Below are 24,145 nucleotides of genomic sequence, written 5' to 3' on the forward strand. Positions count from 1 at the left end.
GTGACCGGCGGGGCCGTCGCGTAATGGCGAGACAAGATGCATGACCATAACCCCTTGAAGGCCGTCTTCTTCGATCGCGACGGAGTCCTCAATGTCGACCGGGGCTACGTCCACGATCCGGCCGACCTGGAATGGGTCCCCGGCGCCCGCGAAGCGATCGCGGCCCTGACCGCGGCGGGCGTCCGCAGCATCGTGGTCACCAACCAGTCCGGCGTCGCGCGCGGCTATTACGGCGAGGACGCGGTCCTCGCCCTGCACGCGCACATGCAGGGCGACCTGCAACGCCTTGGCGGCCAGGTCTCCGCCTTCTATCACTGCCCGTTCCACAAGGACGCCGTGGTCGAGGCCTATCGCTGCGACGACCATCCCGACCGCAAGCCCAACCCCGGGATGATCCTGCGCGGACTGGCCGAGGCCGGCCTGTCGCCGGAGGCGTGCGTGCTGGTCGGCGACAACGACAGCGACGTCGAGGCCGCCCGACGGGCCGGCGTCGAAGGCTTCCTGTTCACGGGCGGCGACTTGCTGCACTTTCTCAGAACCAAGCTCGGCCGGCGCTTCCCGGCCGGCCCGGGAGGCCCGGCTTGAAACTCCTGATCACCGGCGGCGCCGGCTTCATCGGCTCGACGCTCGTCCGGGCCGCCCTGGCCGCCGGCCACGCGGTCGTCAATGTCGACGCCCTGACCTATGCCGGCGACCTCGCCAACCTGGTGGAAGTCGCGACCCACCCGGCCTACGCGTTCGAGCAGGCCGACATCGCCGACGCCCAGACCATGGCGGCGATCTTCGATCGCCACGCCCCCGACGCCGTGCTGCACCTGGCCGCGGAGTCGCATGTCGACCGCTCGATCGACGGTCCGCTGGCCTTCGTGCGGACCAACGTCGTGGGTACGGCCGTGCTGCTCGAAGCCGCTCGCGCCCACTACGGCCGGATGGACCAGGACCGCGCCGCGCGCTTCCGCTTCGTGCATGTCTCGACCGACGAGGTCTATGGCGCGCTCGGCCCGGACGACGCCCCGTTCGACGAGCGCTCGCCGATCGATCCGACCTCGCCCTATTCGTCCAGCAAGGCCGCCTCGGACCTGCTGGCCCGGGCCTGGGGGCGCACCTACGGCCTGCCGGTGATCGTCACCTCGTGCTCGAACAACTATGGCCCGCGCCAGCATCCCGAAAAGCTGATCCCGACGGTGATCTTCAACGCCCTGGCGGGCCGGCCCATCCCGGTCTACGGCGACGGGCGCCAGGTCCGCGACTGGCTGCACGTGGAAGATCACGCCGCCGCCCTGCTGCGGGTGCTGGAAGCCGGCGCTCCTGGCGAGACCTACCTGATCGGCGGCGACGCCGAGCGCGCCAACATCGACCTCGTGCGCACGATCTGCGCCGCGCTCGACCGCATCCGCCCGGGCAACACCCCGCGCGAGGACCTGATCACCCACGTCACCGACCGCCCCGCCCACGACCGTCGCTACGCCATCGACGCCGGCAAGCTGCAGCGCGATCTCGGCTGGTCGCCGGCACTGACCGTCGAGGAGGGCCTGGAGCGGACCGTGCGCTGGTATCTCGACAACGACGGCTGGTGGGACGCCCTGCGCGCCAAGGGTTTCGCGGGCCAGCGACTGGGCGTGTCCGCGTGATCCGGATCCTGCAGTTCGGCGCCACCGGACAGGTTTCGCGGGCGATGATCGCCGCCGCGCCGGGCCGGGCCGTTCTCGTCCCGCTGTCACGCAACGACGTGGATCTCGCCGACGAAGCCGCGATCGAGGCGGCCATCGCGGGGGCCGACTGCGACCTCGTGGTCAACTGCGCCGCCTTCACCCTGGTCGACAAGGCCGAGGCCGAGCCCGAGGCGGCCCGCGCCGCCAACGCCCTGGCGCCGGCCGCCATGGCCAGGGCCTGCGCCGCCCGCGGCCTGCCCCTGATCCACCTGTCGACCGACTGCGTGTTCGACGGAGCCCTCGACCGCGCCTATCGCGAGGATGACGCGACCAACCCGCTGTCGGTCTACGGCGCCACCAAGCGCGACGGCGAGACCGCCGTCCTGGCCTGGGAAAAGGGCGTCGTGCTGCGCGTCTCCTGGGTGTTCTCGCGCTTCGGCCGCAACTTCATCCGCACCATGCTGGAGCTGGGACGCGCCCGAGACGAGCTGCGCGTGGTCGCCGACCAGTACGGCTGCCCGACCGACGCCGTGGCCCTGGCCGACTTCATCCTGGGCGCGGCGCCGCGCTGGACCGCCGCCGCCGCGGGCGATCCGGCCTTCGGCCTGTTCCACTTCACCAACGCCGGGGCGACCTCGCGTCACGACCTGGCCGCCGCCGCCCTGGCCCGCGACCCGCGGACCCGCGCGCGACTGTCGCCGATCGCCAAGCGCGACTTTCCCGAGCCCGCCGCGCGGCCGCTCAACGGCGCGCTCGACAACAGTCGGGTTTCCGCCGTTTTCGGCTGGCAAGCCGAGCCCTGGACGAGCGCCGTGGCGCGCGCCGCCGACCAAATCATCGCCGAAGGACTGGACACATGAGGCGTGGGATCATTCTCGCCGGCGGCTCTGGCAGCCGGCTGGCGCCCCTGACCCTGGCCGTCAGCAAGCAGCTGCTGCCGGTCTACGACAAGCCGATGATCTACTACTCGCTGACCACCCTGATGCTGGCCGGGGTGCGCGAGATCCTGATCGTCACCAACCCCCATGACGAGACCGCGTTCCGGCGCCTGCTGGGCGACGGCTCGCAGCTGGGCCTGCGTATCGAGTACAAGCCCCAGCCGTCTCCCGACGGCATCGCCCAGGCGCTCATTCTCGGCGAGGACTTCCTCGACGGCGCCGACAGCGCCGTGGTGCTGGGCGACAACATCTTCTTCGGCGCCGGCTTCGCCGACCTCCTGCAGAAGGCCGCCGGACGCCAGAGCGGCGCCACCGTGTTCGGCTACAGCGTGGTCGATCCGCAGCGCTACGGCGTCGTCGAGATCGGCCCCGACGGCCGCGCGCTGAGCATCGAGGAAAAGCCGGCCAGGCCGCGCTCGCGCCACGCCGTGACCGGCCTCTACTTCTACGACGGCCAGGCCTCGGCCATCGCCAGGAGCCTGAAGCCCTCCGCTCGCGGCGAACTGGAGATCACCGACGTCAACCGCGCCTATCTCGACGCCGGCGACCTGACCGTCGAACGGCTGGGCCGGGGCTACGCCTGGTTCGACACCGGCACCCACGACTCCCTGATGGAGGCCGCCGAATACGTGCGCGCCATCGAGCTGCGGCAGGGCTTCCGCATCGGCTGCGTCGAGGAGGTGGCCTTCCAGATGGGCTTCATCGACGCCGACCAGCTGCGCGCCCTGGCCGGCGAGACCCCCAAGACCGGCTATCACCGCTATCTGCGCCAACTGGCGGACGGCGAAATCTGAAATCCTGGCGCGGCGGCCCCCGAGGGGCTAAACCCGCTGCAAATTCTCCACAACAAGGCCCCGCGCAGAGCCATGCAGATCTTCCTCGACAGCACCGACACCAAGGTCATCGCCGACTTCGCCGCGACCGGCCTGATCGACGGCGTCACCACCAACCCGACCCTGATCGCCAAGTCGGGCCGTCCGATGCTCGAGGTGATCGCCGAGATCTGCGACCTGGTCCCCGGCCCGATCAGCGCCGAAGTCGCCGCCACCACCGCCGACGCCATGATCGCCGAAGGCGCCAAGCTGGCCCAGATCGCCCCCAATGTCGTGATCAAGCTGCCGCTGACCCGCGACGGCCTGATCGCCTGCGGCCACTTCGCCAACGAAGGCGTCAAGACCAACGTCACGCTGTGCTTCTCGCCGGCCCAGGCCCTGCTGGCCGGCAAGGCCGGCGCGACCTACGTCTCGCCGTTCATCGGCCGCCTCGACGACTACGGCTTCGACGGCATGGACCTGATCCGCGACATCCGCGCCATCTACGACAACTACGGCTACGAGACCGAGATCCTGGCCGCCTCGGTGCGCAACACCAACCACGTCAAGGAAGCCGCCATCGCCGGCGCCGACGTCGTCACCATCCCGCCGGCGGTGTTCGGCGACATGTTCAAGCACCCGCTGACCGACAAGGGCCTCGAGCAATTCCTGAAGGACTGGGCGAGCACGGGCCAGTCCATCCTGTAGCCAGCGATTTTTTGATCGCCGCAAACCATTGCGGCGCAAGGCGCGGCCCCGGATTCGTCCGGGGCCGTTTCTTTTTGCGACTGCGAAGGTGGTTCGCAAACGCGAACTGGCGCGTTAGGGTCGGGAAACCTCGAGTTCTGAGGAGCGCGCCCATGAAAGCCGCCGACATCGCCGTCGACATCTGCCTGGCCTCGGCCGAGGAAGCCCTGCGCTTCTCGCGCTTCGTGCAGAACTTCCTGGCCAGCAACGGCTTCCCGTTCGTGATGATCCACAACACCCCCGAGCTGGGCGCCGAGCGCCGCAAGGTGGTGTTCGAGGACGTCGGCGTTGGCAGGAAGTTCGCCCGCGAGTGGCGAATGGACCGGCTGGCCGCGGCCGGGGCCTGACAGCCAAGCTTTCAGAACGGCGTTTCCTGTTTCGGGTTTTGGGCGTTACACAGGGTGATCGTTTCGCCCTGCCCCAGAGTCGCGCCATGAACGACCCCAAATCCGCCCTTCCCCCGGTCGCCGGTTCCGCGCTCGACCTGATCGGCCGCACGCCGATGCTGGAGGTGCGCAATCTCGACACCGGTCCCTGCCGGCTGTTCCTGAAGCTGGAGAACCAGAACCCCGGCGGCTCGATCAAGGACCGCGTGGCCCGCTCGATGATCGAGGCGGCCGAGGCCGACGGCTCGCTGAAGCCGGGGGGGACGATCGTCGAGGCCACCGCCGGCAACACCGGCCTTGGCCTGGCCCAGGTGGCGACCCTGAAGGGCTACAAGCTGATCCTCGTCGTTCCCGACAAGATGGCCCGCGAGAAGATCCTGCACCTGCGGGCCATGGGCGTGGACGTGCGCCTGACCCGCAGCGACGTCGGCAAGGGCCACCCGGAATACTACCAGGACATGGCCGAGATCCTGGCCCAGTCGATCCCCGGCGCGATCTACGTCAACCAGTTCGCCAACCCGGCCAATCCCCGGGCCCACGAGACCGGCACCGGACCCGAGATCCTCGAGCAGATGGACGGCGACGTCGACGCCGTGGTGGTGGGCGTCGGCTCGGGCGGCACGCTGACGGGCGTGGGCCGCTACATGGCCGCCCATTCGCCCAAGACGCAGATGGTGCTGGCCGACCCGGTCGGCTCGATCCTCTGCGACTACGTGGCCACCGGAACCTATGGCGAGGCCGGCTCGTGGATCGTCGAGGGCATCGGCGAGGACTTCATCCCCGACAACGCCCAGATGGACCTCGTCCGCAAGGCCTACTCCATCAGCGACCGCGAGAGCGTCGACACTGCCCGCCTCCTCCTGCGCAAGGAAGGCGTGCTGGCCGGCTCGTCGTCGGGCACCCTGCTGGCGGCGGCCCTGAAGTACTGCCGCGAGCAGACGCAAGCCAAGCGGGTGGTCACCCTGGTCTGCGACACCGGCGCCAAGTACCTGACCAAGATGTTCAACGACATGTGGTTGGCGGCGCACGGCTTCGACCAGCGCGAGCTGCACGGCGACCTGCGCGACCTGATCGCCAAGCGCTACGCCGACGGCGGGGTGATCGCCATCGGACCGCAGGACACCCTGCTGACCGCCTACAACCGCATGCGCTCGTCCGACATCAGCCAGCTGCCGGTGGTCGATCACGGCAAGCTCGTGGGCATCCTCGACGAAAGCGACATCCTGGCCGCCGTCGAGGGCGGCGACGAGCACCATGAGGACCATCGCGGCGCCCGCTTCAAGACACCCGTCGCCGAGGCCATGACCCGCGAGATCAACACCCTGCAGGCCCACCAGGGCGTCGAGGCCCTGCCCGAGGTGTTCGACCGCGACGAGGTGGCCCTGGTCGTCGACGGCGACGAGTTCGTCGGCGTCATCACCCGCGTCGACCTGCTCAACCACCTGCGGCTGGGGGCGTGAGGGCGTTGCGGAAACGTTCTCATCGAGGCATGCTGTGAGCGAAATCGAGACGAGGGTCGCATGGCCATCCAGGTGAAACTGACGCCCGCCTTGGAAAAGTTCGCCGAGGATTGCGTGGCGGAGGGACGTTTCGGCGACGTCAACCAAGTCGTCGAGGCCAGCCTGCGCCTGCTGCAACATCAAGAGCTGAAACGGCAGGCCTTCCTCCAGTCGCTCAAGGACGCCGAGGACGAAGCCGACCGAGGAGACGTGTTCACGCTTGAAGAGGTCATGGCGGATCTGGACGCCATCATCGAGGCAGCCGAAGCCCACGCCGCCGAATAGATGCCTCCCGCCACGCTGTCAGCCACGGCTCGCCGCGACATGATGGCGGCGGCCACCTGGATCGCCGGAGACAGCCCGAAGGCTTCACGCCGGTTCCAGATGGAATTGAGGGAGGCGCTGGCCCTGCTGGGAAGCTTCCCCATGACCGGCGCGAGCCGCCCGGAGCATGCGCCCGAGCCCTATCGGTTCTCGCTTCTGCCCGGCTCTCCCTATGTCCTCGTCTACAACTGCCAGCGCCGACCACCCGTGATCATGCGCATCCTGCATGGATCCCAGGACTTACCGGAAATTCTGAGCACGCTGCCGTCCGCCGATGACGGCGCCCCATGAAAGCCCTTCACGCATGACCGACATTCCCGGCAAGAACCGCCTGGCCTTCGCCACCCGCGCGATCCACGGCGGCCAGTTCCCCGACCCGACCACCGGCGCCGTCATGGTTCCGATCTACGCCACCTCGACCTATGTCCAGTCGAGCCCGGGCGAGCACAAGGGCTTCGAGTACAGCCGCAGCCAGAACCCCACCCGCTTCGCCTTCGAGCGGGCCATCGCCGATCTCGAGAGCGGAACCGCCGGCTTCGCCTTCGCCTCGGGCCTGGCGGCGGCCTCGACGATCCTGGAGATCCTCGACAGCGGCGCCCACGTGATCGCCAGCGACGACCTCTACGGCGGCTCGTTCCGGCTGTTCGACAAGGTGCGCAAGCGCTCGGCGGGCCTGTCGTTCAGCTTCGTCGACATGGGCGACGTCTCGGCCATCGAGGCGGCGATCCGCCCCGAGACGAAGATGATCTGGGTCGAGACCCCGACCAACCCGATGCTGCGCCTGGCCGACCTGGAGGCCATCGCGGCCCTGGCCAAGCAGCGCGGCCTGATCACCGTGGCCGACAACACCTTCGCCAGCCCCTTCGTGCAGCGGCCGCTGGAGCTGGGCTTCGACATCGTCATGCACTCGGCCACCAAGTACCTGAACGGCCACTCCGACGTGGTCGCGGGCGTGGCCGTGGTCGGCGACAATCCCGAGCTGATCGACAAGCTGAAGTTCCTGCAGAACGCCGTCGGCGCGGTGCTGGGGCCGTTCGACAGCTTCCTGGCCCTGCGCGGGGTCAAGACCCTGGCGCTGCGCATGCAGCGGGCCTGCGACAGCGCGCTGGAGATCGCCCAGTGGCTGGCGACCCGCAAGGACGTCGAGCGGGTGATCTATCCGGGCCTGGAAAGCCACCCCCAGCACGACCTGGCCCGCCGCCAGATGCACGGCGGCTTCGGCGGGATCATCTCGGTGGACCTGAAGGGCGACGAGGCGACGGCGCGGCGGGTTCTGGAACGCACGCGCCTGTTCACGCTGGCGGAGAGTTTGGGCGGGGTCGAGAGCCTGATCGAGCATCCGGCGATCATGACCCACGCCTCGATCCCCGCCGATCAACGCAAGGCGCTGGGGATCAGCGACACCCTCATCCGGCTTTCGGTGGGGATTGAGGACTGCTCGGACCTGATTTCCGACCTTTCCTCGGCGCTCTCAGCTTGAACAGGTGATGGTCCTTGTCGCCGGGCATGGACGGCGACGGGTCCGGAGCGTTCGACTTGCGCGGGGGCGGCAGCTCCCGCGTCGGGTCCTCGGCCCACAGGTGGGCGGCCAGCATCAGGTCGGTCTTGACCGGACCGAAGTCCTCCTTGGCGGTCCAGACGCGGATGGCGGCCTGGGCGAACACCTCCGACAGGTCGGTGACCTCGATCATCGGCGCCGGCTCCTTGCGCACGCGCGGATCGTTCTCGGCCCGCTCGCGCATCTTCTGCAGCACCAGCACGAGGTCGGTCTTCAGCGGCACCTTGAACAGCACGTCGGCCCGGCGGGTGCGGTGGGTCGAGTAGTTGAGGATGACGTCGCCGAACACCTTGCTGTTGGGGATCATCACCTTGACGTTGTCGGGGGTCGAGATCTCGGTGAACAGCAGGTCCAGCGACTTGACCGTGCCCTGGCGGGTGGCCGTCTCGATGACGTCGCCGACGCGGTAGGGGCGGAACAGCAGGATCATCACCCCGGCGGCCACGTTCGACAGCGCGCCCTGCAAGGCCAGGCCGATGGCCAGAGACGCCGCGCCCAGCACGGCGATGATCGAGGTCGCCTGCACGCCCAGCTGCTGCAGCACCGCCACCAGGCCGATGGCGACGATGGCGTAACGGACCAGCGATGAGACGAAGCTCTCCAGGGTCGGGTCGGGATTGGTCCGGTGCACCCGGCCCAGCGCCCTCTTGGCCACCCCCGCCAGCCAGCCTGCGGCCCAGAAGGTGACGATCAGGATGATCGCGGCCACCACCAGGTTGACGGCGATCTTGCCCAGCCAATCCAGGAAATGCCCGAACATGGTCTCGTCGGCCTTGATGTTGGCGATGGACGGCAGGGAAAGGTCTTGCGGTACGACGGTCGGCTTGCTCATGAAACTCTCGATGGCGCCCCCGCGCCGGCCGGTCAACGACGCCCGGCCAAGGTTCGTTCCCGCGTCATGATCCTCCCCCTGAAGGGGGAGGTGGCCCGGAGGGTCGGAGGGGGAAGTTCCTGATGAGGTCGAGGCGGCTGCCAGACGAGCAACGCCTTCCCCCTCAGTCGCTCCGCGACAGCTCCCCCTTCAGGGGGAGCATTTGGCGAAACAGTCGGTTACATCAATTGGCTCGAAACCGCCGCCTTTGAACTCTAAGAGCCGCGCCCATGAGCATGCCCTTCATCGACCTCGCCGCGCAGCAGCGCCGGATCCGCGACAAGATCGACGCGGCGATCGCCGCCGTTCTCGACAGCGGCGCCTATGTCATGGGCCCGCAGGTCCGCGAGTTCGAAGCCCAGCTGGCCGCCTTCGGCCAGGCGCAGAAGGCGCTGTCCTGCGCCAACGGCACCGACGCCATCGCCCTGCCGCTGATGGCCTGGGGCGTGGGCCCGGGCGACGCGGTGTTCTGCCCGTCCTTCACCTTCGCCGCGACGCCGGAAGTCGTGCCGTGGGTCAACGCCACGCCGGTGTTCGTCGACGTGCTGCCCGATACCTACAATCTCGACCCGGCCAAGCTGGAAGCCGCTATCGCCGACGTGAAGGCGCAGGGCAGGCTGATCCCGAAGGTGGTCATCGCCGTCGACCTGTTCGGCCAGCCGGCCGACTATCCGGCCATCAAGGCCATCTGCGAGCGCGAAGACCTCAAGCTGGTCTCCGACAGCGCCCAGGGCTTCGGCTGCACCCTGCACGGCAAGCATCCGCTGCACTGGGCGGACGTGGCCACCACCAGCTTCTTCCCGGCCAAGCCGCTGGGCTGTTACGGCGACGGCGGCGCGGTGCTGACCAACGATCCGGTGCTCTGGGACCTGATGGACAGCTACCGCGTCCACGGCAAGGCGGTCGGCCCGGACCTCGAGGGCAAGACCTTCGACCACGACCCCAAGTACCTCAACACCCGCATCGGCATGAACTCGCGGCTGGACACCATCCAGGCGGCGATCCTGATCGAGAAGCTGGCGATCTTCGCCGTGGAGATCCAGCTGCGCCAGGCCGTGGCGGACCGCTACGCCGATGGCCTCAAGGACGTGGTGCTGTCGACCCCCAAGGTCATCGACGGCGGCGTCTCGGTCTGGGCCCAGTACGTCATCGAGCACGAGAACCGCGACGGCCTGGCCGCCCACCTGAAGACCAAGGGCGTGCCGACCGCCGTCTACTACCCGGTCCCGATGCACGTGCAGGCGCCGTACGCGGCCTTCCCGCGCGGCGCGGGCGGTCTTCCGGTCACCGAGGCCAAGGCCGAAACGGTGCTGGCGCTGCCGATGCACCCCTATCTGCCGGAAGCCGACCAGGCGGTGATCATCGACGCGATCCGGGGCTTCAACGGCTAAGCTGCGCCTCATTGAGGCCTCAACTTCTGGCATTGTGCGCTGCGCAAAACCCAGGCAGAAGGCCCGCATGCACGATCCCGTCACCAGCTTCGTCGTCGCCGTCTTCAGCGCCCCCAGCGCCGCTCTGATCATGGCCGGGGCGATCCTGGCCCTGGCGATCGGCCTGATCTTCCAATCAGGCCATTTCGAGTACGCGCCGCTGCGGGACGACCTGAGCCGCCGCAGCGACCTGCTGGCGGAACTGGGCGGATCGGACCGGCAGAAGGCCTTCGCCGAGGCCTTCGCGCAGATCGACAAGCGACTGGGCGGCGCGGCTCATCCGGCTCTGGAGCTGGGCTGGGCCAATTATCGCGGCCAGCTGGCGGAAACCAGCGACGGGCGCCTGGCCTCTTCGATCCATGCCTCCGACGCCTTCGAGCATGCGGACTCGCCGGCCCGCAGCCTGGAATGGTGGGCCAACCTGATGGTCGCCATCGGTCTGGTCATCACCTTCATGGGCATCGTGGCCGCCCTGACCGAGGCCGTCGACGCCATGCAGCGCCAAGGCGGCGCGGGCATGCAGACCGCCCTGATGGGCCTGCTGGCCGTGGCGGCGACCAAGTTCTGGACCTCGATCGCAGGCGTGCTCGGCTCCATCATCCTTCGCCTGGTCGCGCGACGTCGCCGGCAGGCGATCGAGGCGCTGGAAGCCCACTTCTTCGCCCAGCTCGACGGCTGCGTGCGCTTCGCCCCGCCCGAGAAGGTCATGCTCGAGCAACTGGCCGTGCTGTCGCGCATCGAGACCGCCCTGGCCGACGCCCGCGCGCCCCAGGCCCTTCCGGCGCAGAGCCTCGCCTGATGGCGGCCCTCGGTCGCGCCCGCCGGCGCCGCACGCCCGACCTCGAAGAGGGTGAAAGCTACTACGTCTCGATGACCGACATGATGGTGGGGGTGATCTTCATCTTCATCATCATGCTGAGCTACTTTGCGCTGCAATTCCGGCAGTCGACCCAGGCCCTGACCGAGGCCAAGCACCCCGAGACGGCCGCCCTGCTGCAGACGGCGACGGCCCTCACCCCGCGCGACGTCACCGTCGAGATCGACGAGAAGGCCCGGGTGCTGTGCGTGCCGGAAACCGTCATCGGCGGCGCGGGCCAGGATCGGCGCTGCTTCTCGTTCGGCCCGCCCACCAAGACCACGCGCAAGACCGCGGCGGCCGGCGAGGCGCAGGGCACGCTGATGCGCTTCCTCGACGCCGACCTGCGCGACGCCGGCGCTCCGCTGGCCGGCGATACGGCCGGCGGCACGCTGTACTTCCGGGCCGACCAGCTGTTCGAGCCCAACTCCGCGACCCTGTCGGCCGGCGGCCGCAAGATCGCCGACGACGTCGCCGCCTCGCTGGCCAAGCGCCTGCCCTGCCTGTCCTACGGCGGCCCGACGACCAGCACCTGCCCGGAGGGCGAGGCCAAGCTGGCGCTGGTCAACGTGGTCAGCCAGACCAGCATCGACGCCTTCACCCCGGAAGGCCAGAACGCCGCCGCCCTGGCGCTCAAGCGTTCGGCCGCCTTCCACCAGGCCCTGACCGGCGCCCAGCCGGTTCTAGGCGCGCTGCGCAGCGCGCCGGCCGACCAGCCCGGCTCGCAGCCGCTGCTGCGCGTCGCCAGCCTGGGCCAGTCGCAGGAGGGCGCATCGCGGGGCGGCGACGACCAGACGGTCAGCATCCAGTTCCAGATGGCGCAATAGCCGACCCGGGCGGTTGGCGTACAACGACCGGCGGCCTATATGCCGGTCGTTGCGTTTCGCGCCGGCCGGCGCCTCGCGCGTCCCGGCCAAAGAAAGCGCGTCATGCCCCGCGACACGACCCCAACCTCGATCTCGCCCCACCAGGGAATGGGCTTCGCCCAGTTCGTCGCCCTGATCGCGGCGATGATGGCCACCAACGCCCTGGCCATCGACTCCATGCTGCCGGCCCTGCCGCAGATCAGCGCCAGCCTGGGCCTCACCGCCGACAACCAGCGCCAGTGGGTGATCACCGCCTACCTGCTGGGCTTCGGCGCGGCCCAGATCGCCTACGGCTCGCTGGCCGACCGCTACGGCCGCAAGCCGGTGCTGCTGGCGGGCCTTGGCCTCTACGTCCTCTTCAGCCTGGCCTGCGCCCTGACCACCTCGTTCGAGATGCTGCTGGTCGCCCGGGCCCTGACCGGGGTCGGCGCGGCGGCGACGCGGGTGCTGGCGGTCTCGATCGTCCGTGACTGCTATTCGGGCCGCCGCATGGCCCAGGTGATGTCGCTGTCGTTCATCGTCTTCCTGGCCGTGCCGATCATCGCCCCGTCGATCGGCCAGGCCATCGTGCTGGTCGCGCCCTGGCGCTGGATCTTCGGCGTCATGGCCGTGTTCGGCGCCGCCGTGATCGCCTGGACCGCCCTGAAGCTGCCCGAGACCCTTCATCCTGAAGACCGCACCCCGATCTCGCCCGGCGCGATCCTCGGCGCCTTCCGCACCGCCCTGACCGACCGGGTGGCCATGGGCTACACCATCGCCGCCACCCTGGTGCTGGCCGGCCTGTTCGGCTTCATCAACTCGGCCCAGCAGGTGTTCGTCGACGCCCTGGGCGCGGGCGAGTGGTTCACCCTGATCTTCGCCGGGATCGCCGGCGGCATCGCCGTGGCCTCGCTGGTCAACGCCCGCGTCGTCGAGCGCCTGGGCATGCGCAAGGTCTCGCACGCAGCCCTGCTGGGCTTCATCGCCTTCGCAGGCGTGCACGCCGTCGTCGCCCATACCCAGCACGAGACGGTGTGGACCTTCGCCCTGCTGCAGGGCGGGATGATGTTCTGCTTCGGCCTCGTCATGTCGAACTTCGGGGCCATCGCCATGGAGCCGCTGGGCCACATCGCCGGCGCGGCCGCCTCGCTGCAGGGCTTCATCACCACCATCGGCGGCGCCCTGGGAGGCTTCCTGATCGGCCAGCTGTTCGACGGCACCGTCGGCCCGCTGACCCTGGGGTTCTTCGGCTTCGGCCTGTCGGGCCTGCTGGTCGTACTGGCCACCGAAAGGGGCCGCCTGTTCCAGAACGGCCCGGGTTCGCCCGCCTAGGCGCGAGGGGGACAGCCCGCCGGCGGTCCCCCGTGCCTTCAGTGCTCGCGCCCGGCCCGCCAGAAGGTCTGCACCAGCGGCTCGACCAGATAGTCGAGGGCGGTGCGACGGCGCAGCGGCACGATCACCTCGACCGGCAGGCCGGGCTGGATTCCGGCCTGAACGCCGCGAATGGCGGTGATCTTGGCCATCTCGCTGGGCAGCACCTTCACCTCGGCCCGGAAGTAGCGCGTCTCGGACTTTTCGTCGGCGAAGCTGTCGGCCGAAAGCTTGGTCAGCACGCCGCTGAGGATCGGCAGGTTCCGCTCATGCAGCGAGCTGAAGCGCACCTGGGTCTGCTGGCCCAGGCGCAGATCATCGGCGTCGGCCGTCGACACCCGCGCCTCGACCACCAGGTCGCGGTCCTGGGGCACGATCTCCATCAGGGTCTGGCCGGGCGAGATCACCCCGCCGACGGTGAAGACCGACAGGCCCACGACCTTGCCGCTCGCCGGGGCGCGGATCACCGCGCGGGCCAACTGCTCGCGAACGGCGCCCCACTTGGGCTGGAGGTCGTCGAGCCGCACCTGGATGTCGCGCAGTTGGCCGGCCACCTCTTCGGCGCGCTCGCGATTGAGCGACATGATCTGCAAGCGCGTCTCGCCCACCGCTTCGCTGGAGCGGGCGATCTGGGCGCGATGGGCGCCGTTCTCGCCTTCCAGCGACGCCTCGGCGCGCTTGAGCGCCAGCAGGCGCGTCTTGGGAGCATAGCCCTTGTCGGCCAATTCCTTGACGCCCTGGTACTCCTCGCGGATCAGCTGCTGCTGGTCGACATTGGCCTTGAGCTGGCGCTCGGCGCCGCCGGCCTGCTCGTTGAGCTGGAGCACGCGCTGACCCAGCACGCCGCGCTGGGTTTCGAGCGCCTGCCGGCGAGCGCGAAACTGCAGCTGCTGCAGCGACATCGCTTCGTTGGCAAGCGACCTGTCCTGCGGCGACAACGACGCGAACTCAGGCGGCGCGGCGAAGGCGCCCCGCCCATCGCGCTCGGCGACGAGGCGCGCACGCTGGGCCAGCAGGGTCAGGACCTCGCCGGCCAGGCCGCGCTCGGAAGCCTTGATGTCGGTGTCGGAGACCTCGACCAGGGGCTGGCCCCGGGTCACCACCTGGCCCTCCTGCACCTTCAGCGCGGTGACGACGCCACCCTCGCGATGCTGTACGGCCTGGCGGTTGCCGGCGACGACGATCGTTCCCGGCGCATAGGCGCCGGCGTCCAGCGGCGTAAGCGCCGCCCAGCCCAGGAAGCCGACGAAGAACAGGCCCGCGATCGCCGAACCGGCCAGGACCATGCGGCGAGGATCGTCCGAGATCGTCCGCGAACTGTCGCGCGGACCGGCGATGGAACGGGTCATGGCTTGACCGCCTTGGGCTTGGGAACGCCGGCCATGGCGTTCAGTTCGGCGATCACCTTGTCGCGGGGGCCCACCTTCTCGATCTGGCCCTCGCGAAGCACGGCCAGCCGGTCGGCGATGCCGAGAATGCCGCTGCGATGAGCGATGATCATGATGGCGCAGCCACGCTTGCGGGCGTCGATCAGCGCGTTCGCCAGCGCCGCCTCGCCCTCTCCGTCCAGGGCCGAATTGGGCTCGTCCAGGATCAGGACCGGCGGCGCGCCGTACAGCGCCCGCGCCAGGGCGATGCGCTGGGCCTGCCCCGCCGACAGCCCCCGCCCGCTCAGTCCCAGTTCAGTATCGTAGCCGTGCGGCAACCGCAGGATCAGTTCATGCACCCCGGCGGACTTGGCGGCGTTGACCGTCTCGGTGTCGATCAGGCCCGGATCATCCCCGATGGAGCCCGCGAACCGCGAGATGTTGTCGCGCACGGACCCGGCCATCAGGGATGGCTCCTGCGGCAGATAGCCGATCAGGCGCCCCAGCCGGTCGGGCTCCCAGTCCGCGTAGCTGGCCTGGTCGATGCGGACCGTGCCCGCGTCCGGCGTCAGCGCGCCGGCCGTGATCTTGGCCAAGGTGGTCTTGCCGGCGCCGCTGGGGCCAAGGACGCCCAGAATCTCTCCGGGGACGAGGTTCAGCGACACGCCGCGCAACAGGAACTGTCCCTCGCGGCTGCGGACCATGACCTGTTCCAGCCGGACGTCGCCGTTGGGGACCGGCAGGGTGGTGCCCGTGGGGCGGTCGCCCGAGGTGTCCAGCAGGGCCAGGATGTTCGACAGCGCGTTGCGGGCCTGGTTGACCACGCCCCAGGCGCCGACGATCTGCTCCACCGGCTGCAGCGCGCGGCTGATCAGCACTGAGGACGCGATGATCGCGCCCGACGAGATCTGCCGTTCGATCGCCAGCCAGGCCCCCAGGGCCAACGCCAGGGATTGCAACGCCAGGCGCACGAACTTGGTGACGGCCGTATAGCCCCCGCCCGCCATCTGGGCGCGGGCGGCCAGGTCCAGGCCGAGCGACCGCTGGTCGAGCTGGCGAGCCTCCATGGCCCTCTGCATGCCCAGCGCCCGGACCACTTCGGCGTTGCGCGCCGCGGCGTCCTGGGCGGCGTAGGCGGCGGCCTGGGATTCCAGCGCCCCCTTGGCCGAGGCCTTGGTGGCTCTCTCGTTGAGCAGGGCCAGGCCGAACAGGAGGATCGAGCCGGCGAGCGCCAAGGCCCCGATCGCCGGGTGAACGACGAAGGCGATGATGACGTAGATCGGCGCCCAGGGCGCGTCGAGGATCGCCAGGGCGGTCGGCCCCGACAGGGCCTGGCGAAGAAGGTCGAAGTCCCGCATCCCCTGGGCGGAACCCGCACGGCTGGCGATCAGGCGTCGCAGGATCACGGGCGCGAGCAGCCGGTCGAGACGCAGGCCCGCCAGGGTCATGAGCCGGGCGCGCACCAGGTCGAGCGCCGCCAGAGTGCCCAGGGCGAACGCCACCACCACCGTCAAGTACAGCAGGGTCAGGTGGCCGCTGGTCGGCACCACGCGATCGTAGACCTGCAGCATGAACAACGTCGGTGCGAGATAGAGGAGGTTGAGCAGCGCGCTGAATATGGCCGTCGCCACGAAGTGCGTGCGACAGGCCCGCAGGACGTCGGCGAGCGGAAAGGAAAACGACTTCACAAACCTGCTCCATACTTGCCCCGAAGCGAAGTTCTCGGCCCCGGCGCAAGACAAGTGCCTTAGCTGAGTTTGCGTCACGCGCAAGGGACTAGTGCGCGGGTCGGCAAGCCTCGAAAGTTGAACCTCCGCCCGGCGACGTGGACGGCGTCCGTTTCGGCAGGGTCACCCGTCCAGCATGCGCTCCAGGGTCGAAAGCTCGTCGGCCTCGCGCGACGGCTTGTCCCAGCGGATGCGGTTGATGCGCGGAAAGCGCATGGCCACGCCGGACTTGTGCCGCGTCGAGCGCTGCAACCCCTCGAACGCCACCTCGAAGACCAGGCCGAACTCCAGGTCGGCCCGCACCGAGCGCACCGGCCCGAACCGCTCGACGGTATGATCGCGGACGAACTTGTCGATCTGCTTCAGCTCCTCGTCCGTGAAGCCGAAATAGGCCTTGCCCACCGGGGTCAGCTTGCGATCGCCGGTCTCGTCCTCGCGCCAGACGCCGAAGGTGTAGTCGGAATAGAAGCTCGACCGCTTGCCGTGGCCGCGTTGGGCGTACATCAGCACCGCGTCGACCAGATGCGGATCGCGCTTCCATTTGAACCACGGCCCCTTTGGGCGGCCGGGCTCGTAGGCGCTGTCCCAGCGCTTGAGCATCAGGCCCTCGGCTATGGCCGGATCGCCGGCCGGGGGATCGGCGCGCAAGGCGGCCAACGCCTCCCAGGTCTCGAACGGCTGCAGCGGCGACAGGTCTATGCGGGAGGTCGACAGCCGCGCCACGAAAGCCTCCAGCCGCTTGCGACGCTCGGCGAAGGGCAGGCCCCGCAGATCCTCTTCCCCATCGAGCAGCAGATCGTAGGCGCGGATCCCGGCCGGATGGGCGGCCATCAGCTTGCCGTCGACGGTCTTGCGGTTCAGCCGCTGCTGGAGGTCGCCGAAGCTGGCGACCGCGCCGGCGCGCATGACCAGCAGTTCGCCGTCCAACGCGCCCTCGAAATCCAGCGCCTCAAGCACATCGGGAAAGGTCGCCGAGATGTCGTCGCCGGTGCGGGTGTAGAGCCGCCGCTCGCCGCGCTCGCTGACCGCCTGCACGCGGATGCCGTCCCACTTCCATTCGGCGGCGTAGTCGGCCGGATCGAGCTTTGCGAAATCCACCGCCTCGTCGATGGCCTGGGCCAGCATCACCGGCCGGAAGCGGCCCGGCGCGTCGGGCGAGGGCCGGTCGGACCGCCCCTCCAGCCAGGCGAAGAGGTCGCCATAGGGCGGCTCGATCGCGTGCCAGACCTCCTCGATCTCGCCGATCGGCACACCGCCCAGATTGGCGCAGGCCTGCTTGGCCAGGCGCGAGGAGACCCCCACCCGCAGGCCGCCGGTCATCAGCTTGAGCAGCGCCCAGCGGCCGTCGGCGTCCAGGGCGTCGAGCCAGCCCTCGATCAGCGCCTGGGCCCGGGCGCGCGAGGTCGCCTTCAGCGCCTCGACCACCTCGGAAAGCTCCGGCTCGCGGTTGGCGCCGGGCCTTGCCGGCCAGACCAGGGCGACGGTCTCGGCGAGGTCGCCGACATAGTCGTAGGACCAGGCGAACAACTGGGCGTCCATCCGCGCCTCGACCGCCTTCCTGATGAAGGCCGGCTTGGCGGCGTCGAACGACAGGGCCCCGGTCAGGGCCGCCAGGGCGTAGCCGCGGTCGGGATCGGGGACGCTGCGCAGGAAGGCCTCGATCAGGGTCAGCTTGGCGTTGCGCGAGGCCGTCAGCGACAGGCGGTCGAGAAGATGGGCGAAGGCGCGCACTACTCGCCGTCCTCTTCGTCATAGCCGACCAGCCGCAGGGCGCGGGCGGGAATGCCTTCCAGCTCGCACCACCGCTCCAGAGCCTCCTCGCGGCCGTGGGTGATCCACACCTCGCCGGGGCGCAGTTCCGACAGGGTGTCGGTCAGTTCGTCCCAGTCGGCGTGGTCGGAGATGATCAGAGGCAGCTCGACGCCGCGCTGGCGGGCCCTGGCCCGCACCCGCATCCAGCCGCTGGCGAAGCAGTCGACCGGGTCGGGAAAGCGCCGACTCCAGCGGTCGGCCAGGGCCGAGGGCGGAGCGACGATGATGCCGCCAGCGAAGTCGCCCGCCTTGCCGCGCTCGGTGGTCGCCGGCGCCAGCGGGCCAAGGTCGACGCCATGGACTTCGTACAGACGGTTCAGCCGCTCCATGGCGCCGTGGACGTGGATCGTCCGGTCCCAGCCGGCCTCGCGCAGCAGCCTGATCACCCGCTGGGCCTTGCCCAGGGCGTAGGCGCCGACGATGTGGGCGCGGTCGGGGAACTGCGCGACCGACTTCAGCAGGGCGGCGATCTCGCCCGCGTCGTCGGGATGGCGGAACACCGGCAGGCCGAAGGTCGCCTCGGTGACGAAGACGTCGCAGGGCGTCGGCTCGAACCGCGCGCAGGTGGGATCGCGGCGGCGCTTGTAGTCGCCGGAGACGACGATGGTCATGCCCTTCCAGCGCACCACCGCCTGGGCAGAGCCCAGCACGTGGCCGGCCGGGACGAGGCTGACCTCGACGCCGTTGATCGTGACGCTCTCACCATAGGCCAGAGGCTGGCGGCCGACGACGGCGAAGTCCTCACCGTAACGCTCGGCCATGATCGCCAGGGTCTGCGGCGTGGCCAGCACCGTCCCATGGCCAGCGCGGGCGTGATCGGAGTGGCCGTGGGTGATCACCGCCCGGTCCACGGGCCGGACCGGATCGATGTAGAAGTCGCCGGGCGGGCAGTAGAGCCCTCCGGGCTTCGGACAGAGAAGATCCTGGGGCTTGATCACGGCTGGATAAGACAACGCGCGATCCTGTAAGCCTATCCCTCATGAGCGAGACGGATATCGGCGAACAGCACCGCCTCATCGCCAAGGCGATGAACGAAGGCAGCCCCCAGGCCAAGGCGCTGGGCTTTTCGACCCTGGAGATCGGCGACGGCGTCGCCATCCTGAAGGTTCCCTACCGCACCGAACTGGTCGGCGATCCCGAGACAGGCGTCATCGCCGGCGGGGTGGTCACCACCCTGCTCGACCACGCTTCGGGGCAAGCGGTGCACGCGGCCATGACCAGCTGGACCTCGATCGCCACGCTGGACCTGCGCATCGACTACATGCGGCCGGCCGAGCCCGGGAAGGACATCCTGGCCCGCGCCCACTGCTACAAGCTGACCCGCTCGGTCGCCTTCGTGCGGGCCGTGGCCTACGAGAGCGATCCGGAAGACCCGATCGCCGCCGCCCAGGCCGCCTTCATGCTGGACTCCAGCGCCGGCAAGAAGGCGGGCGCCAATCTCAAGCCGCCAGGTTCCAGCAAGAAGGAGGGCGGCCAATGAGTGAAGCCCAGGATCGTCTGGTCGCCGTGCTCGGCGCCATTCCCTACGCCCGCTTCATCGGCATGAAAGCCGAACTGGCCGGCGACGAGATGACCGCCATCCTGCCGTTCTCGCCCGAGATCGTCGGCAACCCGATGCTGCCGGCCATCCACGGCGGCGTGCTGGGGGCGTTCATGGAGATGACGGCGCTGGCCCAGCTGTCCATCGCCGAGACCCTGAAGCGCCAGCCGCGCACCATCGACGTCTCCATCGAGTACCTGCGCTCGGGCCGGCCGCTGACCACCTATGCCCGCGCCCAGATCAAGAAGGTGGGCCGGCGCATCGCCAACGTCCATGTCGAGGCCTGGCAGGAACAACGAGCGGCGCCGATCGCGGCCCTGCGCGGCCACTTCCTGCTGACCGGGGCCGAGGACTGATCCTCCCCCGGTTGCGGCGGCGCGGCGCAAGACGCGCCCGCCGCCCGGCCAGTCGATGCGGCAATAATTTTCTCAATACCCGATCAAATCGCCCACATTAATCCAATGTAATGCACATTACAGGCCCGATAGTTTCTTAAAATGGCGTCATGACGCAAAGGTAACGGGTGTTCATCCCTGACCCCGCCTATACCTCTTTTCACCGGACGCGGACATCGCGCCGGGCAAACAACTCAGGGACTAGACCGATGACCTTCTCGAACAACGCCTTCGCTTCGCTCGCCAGCCTGGTGCTCGCCGTGCTTCCCCTCGTCGTCATCGCCGGCTTCATCTCGCCGAGCTTCTAAGTGAACGCCGCTTAGCTCCGCCGGCCCGATCCCGGCGGAGCATGGCGCCTGGCGAAATCACTCCCCAAAGAATAGATCGGAAAGAATTCGAAACTTACTTGTTTCAGTAGATATCAGAACATTGCCTTTGCAGCTAACTTGCAGCGATATCGTCGATTTCCGACCCCATAATCGCTCCAATATCGTCATCAAACATTGAATTACGATCTCTAAAAATCCCGCTTCCGCAGGATTTTACTTCGCATATCGGCGGAGTTGTTGCGGACAAGGGGATATTCTTAGAGATGAACAGAACCAAGCTGGCCTGCCTGGCCACGACGGCGCTGTTCGGCGGCCTGCTTTCGGCCGCCGGCGCCCACGCCCAATCGACCGCCACCACCGAACTCGACACCGTCGTCGTCACCGCCGCCTCGGGTCCCAAGACGATGGACGGGACCATGGTCGCCGAGACGGCGCCCAAGGGTAAGTACACGGTCACCAACGAGTTCCTGAACCGTCAGGCCGACGGCCAGACCGTGCTGCAGTCGCTGAACCTGGTGCCGGGCCTGGTGTTCACCAACAGCGACCCCTACGGCTCGTCGGGCGGCAGCATCCGCCTGCACGGCCAGGACGGCGCCCACATCGGCTTCCTGGTCGACGGCGTGCCGCTGAACGACGGCGGCAACTACGCCATCTATTCGAACCAGCAGGTCGACGCCGAGCTGATCCAGCAGGCCAACGTCAACACCGGCTCGACCGACGCCGACTCCGTCACCGCCTCCTCGACCGCCGGCGTCATCAACTACACCACCCTGCGCGCCACCAAGGACTTCGGCGTCGTCACCAAGGCCGGCGTCGGCACCGACAACTTCCGCCGCGCCTTCGCCCTGCTGCAGACCGGCGAGTTCGGCCCGCTGGGCACGCGCGCCTGGATCGCCGGCAGCTGGCAGAAGTACGACAAGTTCAAGGGCCCCGGCGCGCTCGAGAAGAAGCAGGTCAACGCCCGCATCGAGCAGGACCTGGCCAAGCCCGGCGACTTCCTGGCGCTGAACTTCAACTACAATGAAAACCGCAACAGCAGCTACTACGCGCCCTACCTGACCAACGCCGACGCCTCGGTGGCCGGCGACGTGGCGACGTACGGCGAGGACTACGACTTCAGCACCACGCCGGGCACGTCGAGCTACTACGGCCTGCGCATCAACCCGTCGAACACCGGCACCATCCGCGGCCAGTCGCGCTTCACCCTGCTGCCGAACCTGAAGCTGACGGTCGACCCGTCGTTCAACTACACCCTGGCCAACGGCGGCGGCTCGACCAGCCTGTCGGAAACCTCGATCCAGCTGAAGAACAGCGCCGGCGTGGGCGTCGACCTCAACGGCGACGGCGACACGGGCGACACCGTGCTGGTCTATTCGCCCAGCAACACCAACACCCGCCGCTGGGGCCTGAACACCTCGCTGATCTGGGACGTGGCCGACCACCACCGCGTGCGCTTCGCCTATGCCTGGGACGAGGCCCACACCCGCCAGACCGGCGAGTACAGCATCCTCAACAGCAACGGCGACCCGACCGACGTGTTCAGCGGCAAGGACGGCTACGGCGTGGCCGTCCAGACCGCCGCCGGCGACATCGCCCAGAAGCGCAACCGCAGCTCGGTGGCCACCTTCAACCAGTTCAGCGTCGAGTACCGCGGCGAGTTCCTGGACGAGAAGCTGGTCGCCAACATCGGCGTGCGCCTGCCCACGCTGGATCGCGAGCTGAACCAGTACTGCTACTCGCGCGCCGGCTCGACCACCTACTACTGCTCGTCGATGGCCCCGACGGCGACGGCCGCCAAGGCCGACGGCGCGGTGGCCTCGGTCGTCACCGTCAACGGCGCGACCTACTTCTCGCCGTTCTCGGCCAAGAAGAGCTATGACGACGTGCTGCCGAACGTGGGCCTGTCTTACCGCATCGGCGCCAACCATTCGGTCTACGGCAGCTATTCGGAGCAGATGTCGGCCCCGAAGGTAGACAACCTCTACACCCTGACCAGCACCGGGGCCCTGGGCAATGTCGAGCCGGAGACCGGACAGACGGCGGAGATCGGCTACCGCTTCCGCACGCCGACCGTGATGGCCTCGGCCAGCGTCTATCACACCAACATCCAGAACCGGATCGTCACCACGGTCGACCAGAACGACGGCACCTACATCGACCGCAACGTCGGCGACGTCGAGATCCAGGGCTTCGACGCCCAGGCCCAGTGGCGCCTGGACGACAGCCTGACGATCTACGGCTCGATGGCCTATACCGACGCCAAGCTGCAGGACGACCTGGCCGTCAGCTACAGCTCGACCACGGGCCTGGCGACCTATGCCGACACCGCCGGCAAGCAGGTGGTCGAGACCCCCAAGTGGACCTTCGCCGGCCGCCTGACCTACGACATCGGCAAGTTCCAGATCGGCGTGCAGGGCAAGTTCATCGGCGAGCGCTACATGACCGACGTCAACGACCAGAAGCTGCCGCACTACACGGTGTGGGACGCCGACGTCCGCTACGACCTGGGCGGCGACGGCTGGAAGAAGTCGTACCTCCAGCTCAACGTCACCAACATCTTCGACAAGTTCTACTACGGCAACCTGTCGGGGACCCAGACCAGCGCCACCCCGGGCGATCCGGGCTACGCGCGCACCTACGCCTATGTGGGCGCCCCGCGCGCGGCGGTGCTCAGCCTGCGGACGGCCTTCTAGGGCCGACTTCAGATCGCGTGAGGAAGGGGCGGCTCGGCGACGGGCCGCCCCTCTTTCGTCGGCGCGAGCGCCGCCGCCGTGCGGTGCAGTATGGCGTGGCGGTCTGCCAGGCGGTCGATGTCGGGGTCGTAGCCGCCGCCGATCACGCCCACGACCGGGATCTCGCGTTGCAGGCAGGCGCCCAGCACCCGCGCCTCGCGGGCGGCGATGCCGGCGTTGGTCAGGGAAAGGCGCCCCAACTTGTCGTCCGCATGCGGATCAACCCCGGCGTTGAAGAACACGAGGTCGGGTTCCACCCGCGCGATCAGGTCGGGCAGGATCGCGTCGAGGCGGGCCAGGTAGGCTGCGTCGTCGGTTCCGTCCGGCAGCTCGACATCGAGATCGCTGACGGCCTTTCGGTGCGGGAAGTTCTTTTCCGCATGCATCGAGAAGGTGAAGACGCTGGGATCGCCCTCGAAGATCCGCGCCGTGCCGTCGCCCTGGTGGACGTCGAGATCCACGACCAGCACCTGCGAGATCCGCCCCTCGGCCTGTAGCAGGCGGGCGGCGACCGCCACGTCGTTGAACACGCAGAAGCCGGCGCCGGAGGCCGCCTCGGCATGATGGCTGCCGCCGGCGGTGTTGCAGGCGATCCCGTGCTCCAGGGCCAGCCGCGCGGCCAGGATCGTGCCGCCGGTCGCCGCGCGGGCGCGTATGGCGACGCTTTCGCTGTTGGGCATGCCGATGCGGCGCACGATGTCGGGCGGCAGCGACAGCTCGACCACGCCGCGCACATAGTCGTCCGTATGCGCCAGGCGCAGCACGTCGAGCGACGCGAACTCCGGCCTGTGGAAGCCCGCCGGCCCGGGGAGGCCCTCGGCCTCCAGCAGGCTGGCCAGCTTGGAGAACTTGTCCATCGGAAAGCGGTGGCCGGGCGGCATTTCGGCCCGGAAGGCGGGGTGATGGACGATGGGCGGCATGCCCCGAAGGATGGGAGCCGCGACCATGCGGCGC

General features: G+C 68.9%; 24 protein-coding genes. 18 read left to right on the forward strand and 6 right to left on the reverse strand.

All coding sequences use genetic code 11. From position 1 onward, the window contains the following. Nucleotides 1-36 precede the first annotated feature (36 nt). The 10 genes from V6S85_RS04270 (at nucleotide 37) to V6S85_RS04315 (ending at nucleotide 7,838) form a co-directional block, all read left to right on the forward strand. The gene (locus V6S85_RS04270; RefSeq protein ID WP_334348157.1) at nucleotides 37-585 is read left to right on the forward strand and encodes a D-glycero-alpha-D-manno-heptose-1,7-bisphosphate 7-phosphatase; all 549 of its coding nucleotides are present in this window, start codon (nucleotides 37-39) and stop codon (nucleotides 583-585) included. Then, on the forward strand, nucleotides 582-1,631 hold the full coding sequence (gene rfbB, locus V6S85_RS04275; RefSeq protein WP_334348158.1) for a dTDP-glucose 4,6-dehydratase: 1,050 nt from the start codon (nucleotides 582-584) through the stop codon (nucleotides 1,629-1,631). Before V6S85_RS04270 ends, rfbB begins: the two co-directional genes overlap by 4 nt. Continuing rightward, nucleotides 1,628-2,512 carry a dTDP-4-dehydrorhamnose reductase gene (gene rfbD, locus V6S85_RS04280; RefSeq protein WP_334348159.1) on the forward strand — a complete coding sequence of 295 codons (885 nt, stop codon included), beginning with the start codon at nucleotides 1,628-1,630 and terminating at the stop codon, nucleotides 2,510-2,512. The genes rfbB and rfbD overlap by 4 nt, the downstream gene beginning before the upstream one ends. Beyond that, nucleotides 2,509-3,384, forward strand: coding sequence for a glucose-1-phosphate thymidylyltransferase RfbA (gene rfbA / locus V6S85_RS04285; RefSeq protein ID WP_101720535.1), 876 nt, complete (start codon nucleotides 2,509-2,511; stop codon nucleotides 3,382-3,384). Before rfbD ends, rfbA begins: the two co-directional genes overlap by 4 nt. 72 nt (nucleotides 3,385-3,456) lie before the next feature. Further along, entirely contained in the window at nucleotides 3,457-4,110 is a 654-nt protein-coding gene (fsa, locus tag V6S85_RS04290) for a fructose-6-phosphate aldolase (protein WP_101720534.1), read from the forward strand. A gap of 152 nt (nucleotides 4,111-4,262) precedes the next feature. Beyond that, nucleotides 4,263-4,496 (forward strand): hypothetical protein, encoded by a 234-nt coding sequence (locus V6S85_RS04295; protein ID WP_334348160.1) that lies wholly within the window; start codon nucleotides 4,263-4,265, stop codon nucleotides 4,494-4,496. 86 nt (nucleotides 4,497-4,582) lie between these two features. Beyond that, a complete protein-coding gene (locus V6S85_RS04300; protein WP_116569440.1) occupies nucleotides 4,583-5,995 on the forward strand; it encodes a pyridoxal-phosphate dependent enzyme in 1,413 nt (470 codons plus the stop codon). Nucleotides 5,996-6,055: 60 nt separating this feature from the next. Beyond that, nucleotides 6,056-6,319, forward strand: a complete 264-nt coding sequence (locus V6S85_RS04305) for a type II toxin-antitoxin system ParD family antitoxin (protein WP_334348161.1) — start codon at nucleotides 6,056-6,058, stop codon at nucleotides 6,317-6,319. Continuing rightward, nucleotides 6,320-6,649: a type II toxin-antitoxin system RelE/ParE family toxin gene (locus tag V6S85_RS04310; protein WP_116569438.1), complete on the forward strand. Its 330-nt coding sequence runs from the start codon at nucleotides 6,320-6,322 to the stop codon at nucleotides 6,647-6,649. 13 nt (nucleotides 6,650-6,662) lie between these two features. Beyond that, nucleotides 6,663-7,838, forward strand: a complete 1,176-nt coding sequence (locus V6S85_RS04315; RefSeq protein ID WP_116569437.1) for a trans-sulfuration enzyme family protein — start codon at nucleotides 6,663-6,665, stop codon at nucleotides 7,836-7,838. Here the strand turns inward: V6S85_RS04315 and V6S85_RS04320 are convergent. Further along, nucleotides 7,765-8,748 carry a mechanosensitive ion channel family protein gene (locus V6S85_RS04320; protein WP_334348162.1) on the reverse strand — a complete coding sequence of 328 codons (984 nt, stop codon included), beginning with the start codon at nucleotides 8,746-8,748 and terminating at the stop codon, nucleotides 7,765-7,767. The genes V6S85_RS04315 and V6S85_RS04320 overlap by 74 nt on opposite strands. Nucleotides 8,749-9,017: 269 nt before the next feature. Here V6S85_RS04320 and V6S85_RS04325 point away from each other — a divergent pair, with 269 nt between their 5' ends. The 4 genes from V6S85_RS04325 (at nucleotide 9,018) to V6S85_RS04340 (ending at nucleotide 13,250) form a co-directional block, all read left to right on the forward strand. Further along, on the forward strand, nucleotides 9,018-10,178 hold the full coding sequence (locus V6S85_RS04325) for a DegT/DnrJ/EryC1/StrS family aminotransferase (protein WP_334348163.1): 1,161 nt from the start codon (nucleotides 9,018-9,020) through the stop codon (nucleotides 10,176-10,178). Between the two features lie 67 nt (nucleotides 10,179-10,245). Then, nucleotides 10,246-11,016 carry a hypothetical protein gene (locus tag V6S85_RS04330; protein WP_116569434.1) on the forward strand — a complete coding sequence of 257 codons (771 nt, stop codon included), beginning with the start codon at nucleotides 10,246-10,248 and terminating at the stop codon, nucleotides 11,014-11,016. Then, nucleotides 11,016-11,900, forward strand: coding sequence for a hypothetical protein (locus tag V6S85_RS04335; protein ID WP_116569433.1), 885 nt, complete (start codon nucleotides 11,016-11,018; stop codon nucleotides 11,898-11,900). Before V6S85_RS04330 ends, V6S85_RS04335 begins: the two co-directional genes overlap by 1 nt. 147 nt (nucleotides 11,901-12,047) lie before the next feature. Beyond that, nucleotides 12,048-13,250, forward strand: coding sequence for a multidrug effflux MFS transporter (locus tag V6S85_RS04340; RefSeq protein ID WP_334348315.1), 1,203 nt, complete (start codon nucleotides 12,048-12,050; stop codon nucleotides 13,248-13,250). A gap of 38 nt (nucleotides 13,251-13,288) precedes the next feature. Here V6S85_RS04340 and V6S85_RS04345 read toward each other — a convergent pair whose 3' ends face one another. From V6S85_RS04345 to V6S85_RS04360, 4 genes are all read right to left on the reverse strand, one after another. Then, a complete protein-coding gene (locus V6S85_RS04345; protein ID WP_116569432.1) occupies nucleotides 13,289-14,638 on the reverse strand; it encodes an HlyD family type I secretion periplasmic adaptor subunit in 1,350 nt (449 codons plus the stop codon). Next, nucleotides 14,635-16,344 (reverse strand): type I secretion system permease/ATPase, encoded by a 1,710-nt coding sequence (locus tag V6S85_RS04350; RefSeq protein ID WP_334348164.1) that lies wholly within the window; start codon nucleotides 16,342-16,344, stop codon nucleotides 14,635-14,637. Before V6S85_RS04350 ends, V6S85_RS04345 begins: the two co-directional genes overlap by 4 nt. Before the next feature lie 162 nt (nucleotides 16,345-16,506). Next, nucleotides 16,507-18,114, reverse strand: a complete 1,608-nt coding sequence (locus V6S85_RS04355; protein ID WP_334348165.1) for a cisplatin damage response ATP-dependent DNA ligase — start codon at nucleotides 18,112-18,114, stop codon at nucleotides 16,507-16,509. Then, nucleotides 18,114-19,148 carry a ligase-associated DNA damage response exonuclease gene (locus V6S85_RS04360; RefSeq protein ID WP_334348166.1) on the reverse strand — a complete coding sequence of 345 codons (1,035 nt, stop codon included), beginning with the start codon at nucleotides 19,146-19,148 and terminating at the stop codon, nucleotides 18,114-18,116. Before V6S85_RS04360 ends, V6S85_RS04355 begins: the two co-directional genes overlap by 1 nt. 26 nt (nucleotides 19,149-19,174) lie before the next feature. On the opposite strand from V6S85_RS04360, the gene V6S85_RS04365 reads away from it, so the two are divergent. The 4 genes from V6S85_RS04365 to V6S85_RS04380 all read left to right on the forward strand — a co-directional run bounded on the left by V6S85_RS04365 (nucleotide 19,175) and on the right by V6S85_RS04380 (nucleotide 23,152). Next, nucleotides 19,175-19,675, forward strand: coding sequence for a PaaI family thioesterase (locus V6S85_RS04365; protein WP_116569428.1), 501 nt, complete (start codon nucleotides 19,175-19,177; stop codon nucleotides 19,673-19,675). Next, on the forward strand, nucleotides 19,672-20,091 hold the full coding sequence (locus tag V6S85_RS04370) for a PaaI family thioesterase (protein ID WP_058347561.1): 420 nt from the start codon (nucleotides 19,672-19,674) through the stop codon (nucleotides 20,089-20,091). Before V6S85_RS04365 ends, V6S85_RS04370 begins: the two co-directional genes overlap by 4 nt. Nucleotides 20,092-20,339: 248 nt before the next feature. Continuing rightward, a complete protein-coding gene (locus V6S85_RS04375; protein WP_243410648.1) occupies nucleotides 20,340-20,438 on the forward strand; it encodes a hypothetical protein in 99 nt (32 codons plus the stop codon). A 284-nt stretch (nucleotides 20,439-20,722) separates the two neighbouring features. Next, entirely contained in the window at nucleotides 20,723-23,152 is a 2,430-nt protein-coding gene (locus V6S85_RS04380) for a TonB-dependent receptor (protein WP_334348167.1), read from the forward strand. Nucleotides 23,153-23,160: 8 nt separating this feature from the next. Here V6S85_RS04380 and V6S85_RS04385 read toward each other — a convergent pair whose 3' ends face one another. Continuing rightward, the gene (locus V6S85_RS04385; protein WP_442885641.1) at nucleotides 23,161-24,111 is read right to left on the reverse strand and encodes a histone deacetylase family protein; all 951 of its coding nucleotides are present in this window, start codon (nucleotides 24,109-24,111) and stop codon (nucleotides 23,161-23,163) included. Between the last annotated feature and the right edge of the window lie 34 nt (nucleotides 24,112-24,145).

Origin of the sequence: Caulobacter sp. CCNWLW153 (assembly GCF_036889365.1) — a bacterium.
GTDB classification, from domain to species: Bacteria; Pseudomonadota; Alphaproteobacteria; order Caulobacterales; family Caulobacteraceae; genus Caulobacter; species Caulobacter radicis.